Below are 12,409 nucleotides of genomic sequence, written 5' to 3' on the forward strand. Positions count from 1 at the left end.
GCGGATGCCTCACCGTATTGGGCTTCAAGGCTCGATGCCGGTGGCTGTGATCAGCACCGGGTAGTGGCGGATGCCGAGCCGTTGCGCCAGGTCGTCGCCGGCGATTGGCGAAAGCATGAGTCCGGGCGCGAGCCGGCGCAGCGCGACCAGGGCCTCGGGCGTGGCCACGTTGACCACCAGTCCCACCGCCCGTAGTTCCTGCAGGGCCGCGCGCCGCTGCCGCAGCCAGGCGCGCGAGCGATCGTCGTCTCCCACCAAGAACAGCGGCGTCAAGCCCGGTGCACGAATCACGCGGCGCGGCTCGTCGCCGGGTGTCAGCTGCGCCGAGCGAACCGGCAGCACGGCCGCTTCCGCAGAGGCCGGATTGTCGACGCGGGGCACCGGTGTCGCAACGGGCGGTTGGGCCGGGCCCGCGTCCTGTGGATTCAAAGCCTGGTAGTACGGCAAGGCCGAGACGCCACCACGGTCCTCGACGACGATCAGCGCCTGGGACGCGGTCGTCTGGGTTGGCGGGAGAGTAGATTGCGCGACGGCGGCGGTGGCCGACCACAACCCCAGGGTAGTGACAAGCAGGATGCGCTTCATGGCGTGCGGGTCCGGGTGAAAGCGTTGGAAGAAACGGGTGCGTCCGTACCCAGCACGCGGGCAAGGTGCCGGTGAACGCTGCGGCGGTAGCGGGCGGCCGGCTCGCCGCCGGCGGGCCGGTGGTAGCGGCCGATGGCGACCATCCAGTCCTCGCCCGGTGTGTGCTGCTCCAGGAGGATGTCCGCGGCGATGGCGAGATTGCGGTACGGATCGAGCAGATCGCAGGGGTGCTCGTAGCGGTGCGCGTGATAACCGAGGTTCACCTGCCCGAGGCCCGCGTCGATACGGCTGGCGGGTGTGCGTGCGAGCGCTCGGCGCAGCCCCGAGCAGGCCTCCGCGCGTGTGGCATAGCGCTCCGCCCGGCCGGCGACGTTGAGAGTCCACGGCCAGGGAATCAGGCGGCCGTGCAGCCGCGCGCCGCTCTCTTGCAGAGCGACCGCAAACAGCACTGGCGAGGGTATGCCCGCCCGTCGTGCCGCGAGCTGGTAAGCCGGTGGCGGCACTTCCTGGGCCGATGCGATCGGCAACCAGGCGCAGAGGGCCAGCACCGCGCATGCGGCCCGTGCCGCTGCTACTGGCGCTGCCATTGGCCGTTCACCTCGCGCACCACGGCGGGCAACTCGCCGGGCAAGCCGAGTGAAAGCCAGCGCCCGGCGTCGTGGTTGAGCGTGATCGTGCGCCCCCGCACCCGTGCGGGGTCGATGCCGGCCTGCACCGCCCACTGGCGAATGCGGGCATCGTCCTGGCGGCTGCCGACCATGTAGAGATCGAAGGCCGTGCCAGCCGCCTGCAATTGGCGGACGCGCTGTTCGCACGGCGGGCAGTCAGCCTTGACGAAGACGGCCAGCCGGCCGGAGCCCTTGTTGCCGGAATCGGGAGCCTGTGCGCCGGGCAGGTTCACGCGCTGCTGGCCGGGAAACATGCGTTGCCACGCAGCGTCGTAGGCGCGCTGGTAGGCCAGCGTCTTGCCCACTCGCCGCGACTCGGCCTGCACCTGCAGCTCCGCGTAGCGGTTGCGCTCCTCGTCGCTGCGGGCCTCGATGCCCAATGCCGTGAGTGGATCGAGGTTCGGGGAGTAGATGCCGAGCGGTCCCTGCATCAATTGCCGATAGCGCGCCCATTCCTCGGGCCGCAGTCCCCAGTCGCGTGCGAGGCGCTCGTCCAAGCCTGCGTCGGCGCTGTTCTGGACCAAGCTCGGGGTCACGCGGGAGTTCGCCACCGGCGCCGACTGCGCGAATCCACCTGCCGCCGCGAGGGATAGCGCCACGGCAAGGCTGATCGCGGTCGCAAAGCCTGGCTTCATAGCACGCTCCTACGGCAGCGCGAGGCGCACGGTCTGGTTGTCCACGCGGAAGACGGCGGCATGCGCGTCGATGGCTTGGAGTTGCCAAGCACCGATCGACTCCCCCTCGCGCAGCAGCCGCAGGTCGATAAGCGCCGTGGCGCCGCGCGATGCGATCGACACGAAGCGTTCGCCGCCGCGCAGCTCCAGGCCGACCACGTTGAATGGCGGTTCGGGCACTTTGGGCTTGGCCGTCTCTGCGGTCTTGCGGGAAGTTGTCGCGGACAGTGCCCTGCTCTTCAGGCGCGCTTCGAGGACACCCACGCGCGCCTGCAGCGCCTTGATGTCGTCGCCATGCGCATCCGTCGCCTGCGCCTGTTCAACGTGCGCTAGCCGCTCCTCCAGCGCCTGGCGGGCGGCGTCGAAGTCCCCTTGGACGACCGGCTTGGGCTGGCGCTTCGCGGCTTCGGCTTGATGTTCGAGATCGCTGATGCGCGTGGCCAGCGCCTGCATCTGGGCATCCTGTGCGCTGCTGCGGCTCTGTTCGATCAGGCGCGAGAGCCCCACGCTGTCGACAATGGCGATGGCGCTCACCAGCACCAACCAGACACCAGCCGCGATCTTCAGCCAGCGTGGATGGCCTGCGCCGTCGGGAGACATTTGCGGGAGGTTCATGGCCGAACCTCCCGGCCATCGGCACCTTGGGTCTCGTCCGAGGGCAGTGCGGCGCCGGTCGCAGCCGATGGATTCGCGGAAGCCTCGACGGGTGTCGCATGGCGCCTGAAACACACCTGGCGCACACCGTCATCGACCGACACATCCCACGCGGGGCCGGCGAGCGTCAGCAGCGCATCGCGCAGCATCAGCGGCCCAAGGTGCAGATGCGCGGCAGGCAGCGGTAGCGCATACAGCGCCGCGGCGTCCGCGGTGTCGCACAACCGATACCCCGAACGCCGCAGCACGTGGCGCATTGCGTCGCCCACGTTGGCGTCGAGGCTTGGCGGAATCACGACCTCCACCACCTGCCGCATCAGGTCGCGCTGCGCCGGTTCGGACACCAGTTCGATCAGCGTGTAGCGTCCGTACCGGACGACAGGTGTGAGGTCGGAGGAGACGGCAGGGTCAGGGTTGATCGTCGCCGGGACTGGAAGCGCGGCGCGCAGCGCGGGCGCGTCTTCAGCCAGGGCAGAAGTGGGAGGTGCCGCAGACGTGGCGCAACCTGATAGCAGGATGGCCTCGGCCATCACCGCCGACAGGACGGCCAGGCCGAGGAGACGGGAGGACTGTCGCATGGGTCGGTTCCTCGAAGATGGAGCCGTCACCATCGCCGCGCCCGCACATTTGGGCAGCAAACAAAGGGAACTGATCGCCGACCGCAAAGGAACGGCCCCCGAAGGGGCCGCCAAGTTCAACCATGCTCAATGCACCAACTGCCGTGCCAGCGCCACCTCCACCGAGTCGCCATCCTGGTTCAGGACATCGAGCCCGGATTCGGGCACGTCGCCCGAGGTGGATTGCGACACCATGATCTTCTTGGCCATCAACCCCAGGCAGGTCATCTGCGAGGAATTGGCGTAGCCGAGGTAGATCACCCGCACCGGCTGCTTCTGGCCGATACGCCATGAGCGCCGGGCCGCCTGCTGCAGCGAATACACGTTGTAGCCCGACTGAAGGAACACGATGGTCGGGAACTCCAGCAGGTCAAGGCCGGTTTTCACCAGCTCGGGATTGGTGATGAGCACGTCGATGCCGCGGTCCAACTGCTCGGCGATCCAGTCTTCCCGGCGGGAGGCATCCACGCTAGCGCGCAGTACCGCCACCTTGAAGCCTTCCTGCTCCAGCAGCACCTTCAAACGCGACGTGGTGTCGCGCGTGCCGGTGTAGACCGAATAGACCAGGGTCTTGCGACCTTCCGCCTTCTCCTGCCGGCAGATCTCGATCAGCTCGCGCTCCTTGGGCATCACTTCCAGCTCGTTGAACTGAGCCGGGACGAACGCCAAAGTGCTGCGCGTTCGCGGATGTACCACCGTCTCCGACCGGAAGCAGCAGTCCGGCCAGGCCAGCAGAACGTTGAGGACTACACCGAGCAGCGTCGTGTCGCGCTTCGCCAGGGCCTGCTTCAGCTCCTGGGTCAGCCGCCCCGCCAGATCGCGGTAGGCCACGGCTTGCGCCGTGTCCATCGCCACTTCGCGAAACTCCTCGTCGTAGGGCGGCAGCACGTTGCCGCCGATGTCCTTCAACTTGAGGAAGACCGTGAACGGCAGCACGCAACGCAGCACGCCCTTGGGACCGAAACCCGGTGCCTTGACCGTGCGCACCGATACCTTGGTGCCCTTGGCGGTCTTGTGCGCCGTGCCGGTGCTCTCGGAATAGATGTCCTTGAGCACGCCGTGATCGCGCATGAACGCCATCGCGGCCGACGTCATGCTGCCGCTCTTGGTCGGCCGGTAGCCGTCTTCGATCATCCGCCCCGGCAGGGCTCGGAACAGTAGGTGGAACAGATCGTCGCCGTAGCCGCCCATCAGCGTGCCGGTGAGCAGCAAGGTCTTGCGCGACTTCGCCGCGAGCACGCCCATGGCCTGGCCCTGGGCGCTGCCGCCGTTCTTATACTCGTGCGCCTCATCGGCGATGAGCAGGTCGAACGTGCCTTGCGGCAGGTAGCGTTTGATGTATTCGGACGGTTGGTAGCCGCCCTCGCCGAAGCCGAACTCCATGTTCGCCATCGCGCGCTCCATGCGGTGCGCCTGGCGATCCGAGAAGACCAGCTCACCCCGGTCGTCCATCAGGTTGATGAACTCGTGGATGTTGTCCTCGAGCATCGACGCGAGGAATGCATCACCGAACTTCTGCATCAGCTTCTGCGCGGTGACTTCCCCGATGGTCGGGATGCGCTTCAAGGCTTTGAGCACGGAAGAGGACTGGTCGCTGGCGGACAGGCTCCTCGGACGGATCAACGTCCACAGCGGTGCGGCGCAATGGCTGCACTCTCGGCGGAACTCCTCGGCTTCCAGCGCGACCGGGTTGGCCGGCTCGCCGTCGAGGTCGGTGATGACATGGCCGCAGTCCGGGCACGCAGCCACGTCGCCGTGGCGAGTGCGATGGCGGGTGAAGACGGGCTTCCAGTGAAACCCCATCCGCATTCGCACGCGGCCCAGAACGAAGAACTCCTGACCGCCTGCGGGCACACCCAACTGCTCGCGCAGCTTGATGAGCTTGAGCAAGGTGTCCGAGCCGTTGAGTACCCAGACCTTGGCGCCAGCCACCGTCTCCTGGATTTCGCGCCGCCACTTGTAGACCAGGTGGGGTGGCGAGAGCACCAAGGTACGGCGGTAGCCTTCGGCGTTGAGCACGGCGGCCGTGGCGATACCAACGGTCGTCTTGCCGCATCCCATCTCGCCATTGACGATCGCGGCGCGTTCGCCGCGGTCGACCAACAGCTCGGTGACGGCATGGACCACTTCGGCTTGCGCCTGGAACAGCTTGCGCTTGAGGCTGGCGAGGACGATCTGCCGATGCGCCCGCGCCTGTCCGGCGTAGACCGGTGGATTGGCGCGGTTGAGCGAGTCGAGCAGTTCGTCGCCGAATTCGGTGACGAAGTCCTGCAGGCTGAGAGTGAGAGGAGAAGCAGCCGCTTCGAGCAGGTCGCCCTGCACAGCGGTTTCAGGAATGGTTTCAAGATCGAGGGACATGGTGATGCTCCAAGGTGAAAGGGCATGCACCTCCCCCACGGGGCGATGACATGCCCCAAAGCGGGAAGAAAGGAACGGCGCAAGGCCGTCGAGGAGGATCAGTACTCGCTGGGCAGCAGCAGCGTGGTGACGCTGCGATCCCATTCGGTGATGATCCAGAGCTTCAGGTCGGGCGTGACCTGGTAAGACGAGAACAGACGATCCTCGCCGGACTTCAGCGCGGCATCGTTCAGTCGCCGATCGTTGTCGCTCAGGTCGCCCCAGTCGCCATGAAGATGACGGCGCAGGCACGGCACGGGATTGAGCCGGCCCTGATGGACCAGCTCGTCGACGCCGGTGGTCATGACCACCGGCCCGGGCGAAAAACGTGCTTGCGACGCGAGGCTGAGAACTGCGAGTGACATGGTGATTTCTCCTTTGGGAAAAGCTGGCCACGGCCCCCCATCGGGGCGACATGACCTCGATGGGTGGATGAAAGCGACGGCGAACCGTCGGGGAACAGCGATCAGCGGATGGTCAGCACCTCGCCCCGAGTCGGGGAACCTGGCGTCATGTCCCAGGCGCGGATGACCGGCACGAACTTGTCGGTGAGGATGCGCGTCTCGGCCACGGAGCCGTCGTCGCGTTCGGTGTATTCCGTCTGGAGGGTCTTCTCCTTGTGGGTATCACCTTTGACGACGAGCACGCGCCCGGTCCTGGACTTCACCACGCCGGAAATCGCGCCCGCGGCCAAGGCCAGGGCGAGATGCCAGTGCGACAAGGCACGGGCCGGCGGGCGCAGCGACTGCTGTGCGGCGCCCAGGTGCGTATCGAGTGCCGGCCAGAGCCCTTGCAGCCGGCCGACCTCGTCGGCGAACTGTTCGGGTTCCATCGTCACGCGATAGAAGTGCTCCGGCTCGACGGGGCTCGTGGGGACCGAGTACGGCAGAAACGGCCATTCCAGCGGCAGCTCCTCAGCTTGGGCATCGCCCTGCCCGATCTGCAACAGCAGACCGCGCGTGGCCTTGACCGAATCCGAAGCCTGGTCGCGCTGGCGAACCCGGCGACCGAAGATCACCACCTGCTTGAACTGCGTCTCCACCGCACGGTAGATGCGCAGCTCGGCGAAGTGGCGTGTCAGCCATCCAACCAGTTCAGCATCGAGCACGTAGGACGGCACGATGAAGACCAGTACGCCGCCGTACTGCAGCAGCGGCAGTGCACGCTGGTAGAACAGCTTTTCCAGCCGGGCACGACCTTGGCCCTGGTAGCCGATGTTGCCGTTGGCGTCCTTGGACAGGTCGCCATAGGGCGGGTTGAGCCACAGCAGGCCAAATGTCTGGCGTGAGATCAGCGTGTCCATCAGGTCGCCGTGGATGCAGCGATCGACGAGTCGGCGTGCGTGGGCCGCACGTTCGGCATCGTACTCGACGGCGAAGGCCTTGACCTGCTCGCGCCCGAGGGCGTGAGCGGCTTCGGCGATCGCCACGCCTTCGCCGGCACAGGGATCGAGGATGCACATCGGCCCGGCGGCGGGCGCCAGTGCGGCGAGTGCTCTTTCGAGCGTGGGTTCATCCGTGGGGAAGTACCCGTTCTTGACGAAATTGCGGGCGAGCCGCGGGAACATGAGTGCCATGGAATTCTCCTGATAGCGTGAATGAAAGGAAACGGACATGGGTGGGCATGTCCGTGGGTGGATCGCCTCACGCCACCGCCTCGAGCGGCAGCGCGGGAGTCGAGCGGGGCTTGGTGGTCTCTGCGGTGAGTACGCGGCTGCGAATCAGGCCGCCCAGTGTGTGGGTCAGCGCCGGCACGTCGATGGCGAGCCGGTGGCCTTCCAGCAAACCGAGAGCGAACGGCAGGCGTGTCAGCATCGACTCGGCCTGCAGCAGCTCCAGCACGAGGTCGCGCCAGTGATCGAGCAACGGCAGCGGGCAGGTATCCCGCACCAGCGTCCATAGCCGGTCAAGCCGATGTGCGGAATCGCGTGGCAGCAGCGCCAGTGCGCTGGCGTTGGCCTTGTCGGGGCGCACGCAGCGGCGGTCGAACAGCCACACGTTGGAGAGCGAGCCGAACAGCGTGCGCCGGTAGGCGCGCGTGCTGCGCTTTTCCAGATTCTCGACGTTGCCGACGAAAACCGGGACGCTGCCACCCTGCTCGGTGATGACATGGAACTTGTCCAGTCCCTGTTCATCCCGACCCAGGGTCAGACGGGCAAGGAATTCCTGGACCGCGGTGTCGCGCGCCCAGATGGAGAGAAAGACCAGGTTGCCGTTCTCATCACCGATGCAGCCATCGGCCATCAGGTCGGGGCATTCGTCAATGCGATACAGCTTCTTGGAAGGATGGGTGGCAGGCATGGTATGGTCCTCGAATGAATCGGAGGCAACACGGCCCGCCGGGGCTGTGACTGCCCCAATGGGTGGAAGAAAACGCCGCGAACGGCTTGGCGAAGAAGAACGACCTGCGCGTCGCAACGCGTCATAGCCTTGAAGGTCTTGGCTACCTGGGCATGTTGTCGGCATCGCCGACGGACATGGCGCCAAGCCTGATTCAACGGGCGGACGAACGTGAGCAACAAAGCGCAGCCGGCGCCTTCCCCTTTTGCTCTACACATCGGCCGTCCGCCAAAGAAAAAGCGGACCATGCCGCGATGGGCACAATCCGCTTGGGATATCAGGCCTTCAACTGACGCAAGCCGTCCGCGAGCAGCCAGAGCGCACGGTTGAGCCGGACGTTCTGGTCGATGCCTTGGACGGGACGGGTGCGTTGCTGTCGCCCGTTGGAGCTGCGGCCACTCAGACCGCCTTTGACGAGATTCTCCTGGACCCGATTGAACGTGGTCCACAAGTCCGCGTGGTTGTCGTCGAAACGACGGGGACGCAGGATCTGGCTTTCCGTGATCGGTAGGGTCTTGCCAGGTTCGTCGTACTTGAGGACCAGGGCCGATCTGGCGAAGACTTCGGCCTCTCCGTCGTCGAGCGTAATGGCACGCATGGCGTCGCGCGAGCCCTGCACCTGCTCGAAGCCATGCAGCACCTCATAGGCGCCCTCGATCACGTGGTCGGTGACATTGCCCTTGTGGGGCACGCGCACGTCGGCGAACGTGTCGCCGCACACCAGGCCGTTCTGGCAGACGAAGCGGAACATGCCTGCCAGCATCTGGTAGCTGCTGGTGCCATCATGCGAATTGAGCAGGATGATCTCGTTCGCCTCGGCGCCGTTGATCTGGCTCGCATGGCGAAGGCGCAGCATGTGCTTGGTGTAGTCGCGGCGGTCCTCCTGACGCACGCGGGCCTGGCACACCATGAACGGCTGGAAGCCTTCCTTGCGAAGTTCGGTCAGCACAGCCGCCGTGGGTATGTAGCTGTACCGCTCGGAGCGGCTTTCGTGCGGGTTGTCCGCGAAGATGGAGGGCGCGACGGTGCGAATTTGGTCATCCGATAACGGTTGATTCGACCGCAACACCGGGGAGCGATAAGCGAAGCGGGATGCAAGTTGCATGACGATCTCCTTTGGATAAGAGACCGGAGCCCCGCCCCACCGGGGAGGAACCCCGGCGGGTGGTGGAATGCCGCTGGCGCGGCGGTGGGAATCAGGCCCTGGCGAGGTGCCAGTCCTGCGACAAAGGTGCGAACTCGTAGCCCAGCGCACCTAGACGGTCGCGCTGCTGGCGCAGCACGCGACGATCGACGGTGGCGTCGAGCTTGACGATCGCGCCCAGCGGCCAGAGCGCACCGAACAGCGCCGCGTCGTCCGATTCGGCAGAAGCCTCGGGGGATGCTGCGGCCGGTTCGCTGCCGAACGGCGTGGTGTCGACCAAGGGATCGCGCGTGTTGCGCGACTTTGCCCTAGCCAGCGCCTTGGGGGCGACCGGTGCGGGAGCCTGCGCTTCCTCGTCGATCGGATCGACTTCCTGCGGACTCAGCCGGCGGGCTTCGTCGCGGCTCAGGGCGTCGATGTTGGACAGCGTCATTCCGCCTAGGACAGCGCGGATCTCGATGACCATGCGGCCGTTGGCGTTGTACGTGGAAGGGCGAATCTCGGCAATGACGAAATCGCCCTCATACTTGCCTTCGGTGTACTGGTCGAGCTCGGCGTTCTTCACGACGAACTCGCCGATGGAGGTCGCCAGGCGGCCGACATTGAAGTCGCCGTTGCGGCCGTGGATGGTCTTGATGGCCAGTTGGCCGGGGATGGTGATCATGAAGGTCTCCTGCTGACGATGAGAAGACAAGGCCCCAGAAAACGGGGCCTTGTGGATCAGAACGACTTGGCGGCAGCCAATGCGGGGGCATCGGTGTCGTCGGAAGCTTCGTCAGCGGACTGAGAAGGCTCAGGTACCGAGGCTTGCTGCGCGGCGGGTGCATCGGTCATCGCAGGGACTTCCGGGTCGCGCTCGTCGGCCTCGGTCGGTTTCGGCTCGGCCTTGTAGACGAGCTTGCCGTCGACCTTGATCCAGCTGACGAACAGCAGGCGGGCCTTGAGACTCACCCCTTGCTCGCCGGCACGTTTGCCCTTGGAGTAGGTGAAGGTGTCGGCCCACAGGTCGCCCAGGCGGAAGCCGATCATCACCTTCTTCTCGGCGTCAACCGCCTGGATGCAGCGGCGCACCAGGTGCTGCGCTTCCGATCCCGATACGCGCGTGTCGAAGCGCACATACGAGACGTCATCGCTGGGACCGTTCAGAGCTGCGATGTCGCAGGCCAAGAACGCATCGCCCTTCTTGGGCTTCACTTCGCGGATGCGATTGAGGTACCCGAGGCCGGTAATGTGCAGATCGAAGTAGGACTTTTCGGTGGAAGTGGTCATGGTGAATCTCCTGAAGAACTAAAGAGGCGGAGACACACCCGACCCAGGCGGGGAAGGTGTGGAACCCCCGCGTGGGTTAATGGAACAGCTTGGTGGCATCGCCATCGGAAACCGATGGGCGTTCGCGCGTGGATGCCGGTGCGAACTGGGGTGATCAACGCGGCCAGAACCGCGCCGTAGCCTTGAGGATCGTGGCTACCTGGGCATGTTGCTGACGGGAGTCAGCGGAACATGGCGTCAGCCTGCCATTCCTCGGCGTGACCGGTGAGAGTAAATCAGCATCAAAGTCCGACCCGATTCGTCCCGCCATGGCAGCGCTGAGAAAGCGAGGGCTGATGTCGAAATCATGCGGTTTTGGCTGTTTTTGACGCGTCACTCGAAACAAGGGCAGATGGAAGGCCCGATGGGATATGCTGTCCGAAAGAAAGAACGCCATATGGGGCACGTGGAGCGGTTACGCGGTATCCGCGAAGCGCAAACAGCATCAGGAAAAACTCGAAACAATCAGGTTTGCCCCTAGCTACCCCAAGTGCGGTTCCCCCATGAAAGTGGCAAGGCCGCGCTCCAAAGACAAATGGAAGGCGTTCTGGGGGCACGCAATATTCCGTTACGGGGTGCAAAGGAAATGCAAGGTATGTCGCGCCAAACATCTAATAACCCTTCGTTGGGCCACACCATGATGCCGCTCGAGAATTACGGATCACTGATGCAGACCATTAGGGAGCGCTTTGACGTCATCGGACAACTCAAAGCATCACATGCCGCTGACTTCGCTCGCGCAGAATCTGCGGCCTTTCACGGGCGCAAAATCGTGGAAGGCACTGCGTTCGCCTGTCTTGTTGCGATTGAGAACGGTTTGACGACCATCCCAAGGGACGCCAAGGGCCAGTGGAATGCTGAAGACATCTTTAAGAACCTCAAGAAGAAGGGCCTGGAGGTATTGCCAAGCCCGAGCGTTATCCGTCCAGCCACGCCAGATGAAGAGAAAGAGCACGGGGTGAAGACCACCATTGAGGGCCTTCCGGAGCGCCGGCTCACTCACGATGAGCTAATCGCCATCTACCAACGTCTTCATGGCTGGGCGCATGAATTGAATCCATACACATGGGTAGAGCACGACACCTTCTACGCTAAGCACTCACCCGCTCTGTGGAGTGATCTGGAAAGGCTGGAGCGCTTCCTGGAGCGCCATTTCATATCCATTCGGGGCAAGGGTTTCTATTGCACGCTTAGGGACAAGAACGATGGGCAAACCAAAGTGCTGCCCCTACAGAAATAGTGCGGCCCAACCAGACGCTCCAGCCGAGGCATCGCTTCGCGCGGCTGCGGCTGAGCGCCGGCGTTGAACTAAATTGCTGACGCGGTGGTGGAGCAATCTACCACCGCGCTTTGTTTTTCTGGGGCGACGCAGGTCACCCTCAGGCAGAGTGTGCGGGCGCCAGAGCATGTAGGCGCTGGTGCGCCCGCCGCTGAAGCTGATGCAAGTCGGCTGATCGATCTTGAACGGGTCGCGCATGCGAAGTATCTCCAGGCAGGGGCCGGCGGTCGCCGGCAGGGGTGGCCCAAGACGGGGCTGGAGACGAGCGCGAGCACGCGGCGAGGACCGCGGTGCGAAAAGTGAGACGCCCCCGGGCGGGGGCTGGGAATGGCAGACAGTCAGTTGCCGCGCCGCGTAGGAGTCACGGCCTGCAGCGACAGCTGCGTTGCCGTGGCAGACACCTCGAGGTCGCACTCGCCGTTCAGGATGAGCGCAAAAACGCCATCCTGCGGATCGAAGAACTCGCCGAAGTCGTCGCCACCGAACTCGGCGCGCGCCAGCTCCCACCAGTCATCGAACGCATCGACATCCGGGTTGCAGCCCTCGGCGTAGGTGATGAGCTTCTGGCGCCCATCGGGCCGGCGCTCGCCGCGCTCGGCCAGGAAGTACACGCCCTGATCCTTGACCAGAATGACGCGGCATTGGTTGACCACCGCTTCGGCGAGCACGGGCCGCAGGTCAGAGCCTTTGAATCGAACAGACATGGATTGATCTCCAGGTAAAGGGATGAAGGGTTTCCCGTCG

Annotated in this window: 15 protein-coding genes; 2 read left to right on the top strand and 13 right to left on the bottom strand. The window is 64.9% G+C overall.

Annotated elements, in window-relative coordinates; genetic code table 11:
* Window positions 1–24: 24 nt before the first annotated feature.
* The 9 genes from EZJ19_RS00200 to EZJ19_RS00240 form a co-directional block, all read right to left on the bottom strand.
* Window positions 25–585 carry an integrating conjugative element protein gene (locus tag EZJ19_RS00200; RefSeq protein ID WP_131444288.1) on the bottom strand — a complete coding sequence of 187 codons (561 nt, stop codon included), beginning with the start codon at window positions 583–585 and terminating at the stop codon, window positions 25–27.
* A complete protein-coding gene (locus EZJ19_RS00205) occupies window positions 582–1,172 on the bottom strand; it encodes a lysozyme family protein (RefSeq protein ID WP_131444289.1) in 591 nt (196 codons plus the stop codon). The genes EZJ19_RS00200 and EZJ19_RS00205 overlap by 4 nt, the downstream gene beginning before the upstream one ends.
* On the bottom strand, window positions 1,157–1,888 hold the full coding sequence (locus tag EZJ19_RS00210) for a TIGR03759 family integrating conjugative element protein (protein WP_131444291.1): 732 nt from the start codon (window positions 1,886–1,888) through the stop codon (window positions 1,157–1,159). The genes EZJ19_RS00205 and EZJ19_RS00210 overlap by 16 nt, the downstream gene beginning before the upstream one ends.
* A 9-nt stretch (window positions 1,889–1,897) precedes the next feature.
* Complete coding sequence (locus EZJ19_RS00215; protein ID WP_131444293.1) at window positions 1,898–2,542, bottom strand: PspA/IM30 family protein; 645 nt, start codon at window positions 2,540–2,542, stop codon at window positions 1,898–1,900.
* Window positions 2,539–3,159, bottom strand: coding sequence for a PFGI-1 class ICE element type IV pilus protein PilL2 (pilL2, locus tag EZJ19_RS00220; protein ID WP_165873393.1), 621 nt, complete (start codon window positions 3,157–3,159; stop codon window positions 2,539–2,541). The genes EZJ19_RS00215 and pilL2 overlap by 4 nt, the downstream gene beginning before the upstream one ends.
* A gap of 126 nt (window positions 3,160–3,285) precedes the next feature.
* Window positions 3,286–5,556 (bottom strand): helicase-related protein, encoded by a 2,271-nt coding sequence (locus EZJ19_RS00225; protein WP_165873394.1) that lies wholly within the window; start codon window positions 5,554–5,556, stop codon window positions 3,286–3,288.
* A gap of 98 nt (window positions 5,557–5,654) precedes the next feature.
* Window positions 5,655–5,960, bottom strand: a complete 306-nt coding sequence (locus EZJ19_RS00230) for a hypothetical protein (RefSeq protein WP_131444295.1) — start codon at window positions 5,958–5,960, stop codon at window positions 5,655–5,657.
* Between the two features lie 101 nt (window positions 5,961–6,061).
* Window positions 6,062–7,171: a DUF6094 domain-containing protein gene (locus tag EZJ19_RS00235; protein WP_131444297.1), complete on the bottom strand. Its 1,110-nt coding sequence runs from the start codon at window positions 7,169–7,171 to the stop codon at window positions 6,062–6,064.
* A 67-nt stretch (window positions 7,172–7,238) separates the two neighbouring features.
* The gene (locus tag EZJ19_RS00240; RefSeq protein ID WP_131444299.1) at window positions 7,239–7,895 is read right to left on the bottom strand and encodes a hypothetical protein; all 657 of its coding nucleotides are present in this window, start codon (window positions 7,893–7,895) and stop codon (window positions 7,239–7,241) included.
* An 86-nt stretch (window positions 7,896–7,981) separates the two neighbouring features.
* On the opposite strand from EZJ19_RS00240, the gene EZJ19_RS00245 reads away from it, so the two are divergent.
* Window positions 7,982–8,227 carry a hypothetical protein gene (locus tag EZJ19_RS00245; RefSeq protein WP_131444301.1) on the top strand — a complete coding sequence of 82 codons (246 nt, stop codon included), beginning with the start codon at window positions 7,982–7,984 and terminating at the stop codon, window positions 8,225–8,227.
* On the opposite strand, the gene EZJ19_RS00250 is transcribed toward EZJ19_RS00245, so the two are convergent.
* From EZJ19_RS00250 to EZJ19_RS00260, 3 genes are all read right to left on the bottom strand, one after another.
* Complete coding sequence (locus EZJ19_RS00250) at window positions 8,212–9,039, bottom strand: DUF932 domain-containing protein (RefSeq protein WP_131444303.1); 828 nt, start codon at window positions 9,037–9,039, stop codon at window positions 8,212–8,214. The genes EZJ19_RS00245 and EZJ19_RS00250 overlap by 16 nt on opposite strands.
* A gap of 91 nt (window positions 9,040–9,130) precedes the next feature.
* Complete coding sequence (locus EZJ19_RS00255; protein WP_131444305.1) at window positions 9,131–9,742, bottom strand: DUF3275 family protein; 612 nt, start codon at window positions 9,740–9,742, stop codon at window positions 9,131–9,133.
* A 56-nt stretch (window positions 9,743–9,798) separates the two neighbouring features.
* Window positions 9,799–10,347 (bottom strand): STY4534 family ICE replication protein, encoded by a 549-nt coding sequence (locus EZJ19_RS00260; protein ID WP_131444306.1) that lies wholly within the window; start codon window positions 10,345–10,347, stop codon window positions 9,799–9,801.
* Between the two features lie 574 nt (window positions 10,348–10,921).
* Between EZJ19_RS00260 and EZJ19_RS00265 the strand changes: the two genes are divergently transcribed.
* Entirely contained in the window at window positions 10,922–11,626 is a 705-nt protein-coding gene (locus tag EZJ19_RS00265) for a hypothetical protein (RefSeq protein WP_131444307.1), read from the top strand.
* A gap of 377 nt (window positions 11,627–12,003) precedes the next feature.
* Here EZJ19_RS00265 and EZJ19_RS00275 read toward each other — a convergent pair whose 3' ends face one another.
* Window positions 12,004–12,369: a DUF3085 domain-containing protein gene (locus EZJ19_RS00275; RefSeq protein ID WP_131444309.1), complete on the bottom strand. Its 366-nt coding sequence runs from the start codon at window positions 12,367–12,369 to the stop codon at window positions 12,004–12,006.
* Window positions 12,370–12,409: the final 40 nt, after the last annotated feature.

The organism is Parasulfuritortus cantonensis (assembly GCF_004337445.1).
Lineage (GTDB): Bacteria > Pseudomonadota > Gammaproteobacteria > Burkholderiales > Thiobacillaceae > Parasulfuritortus > Parasulfuritortus cantonensis.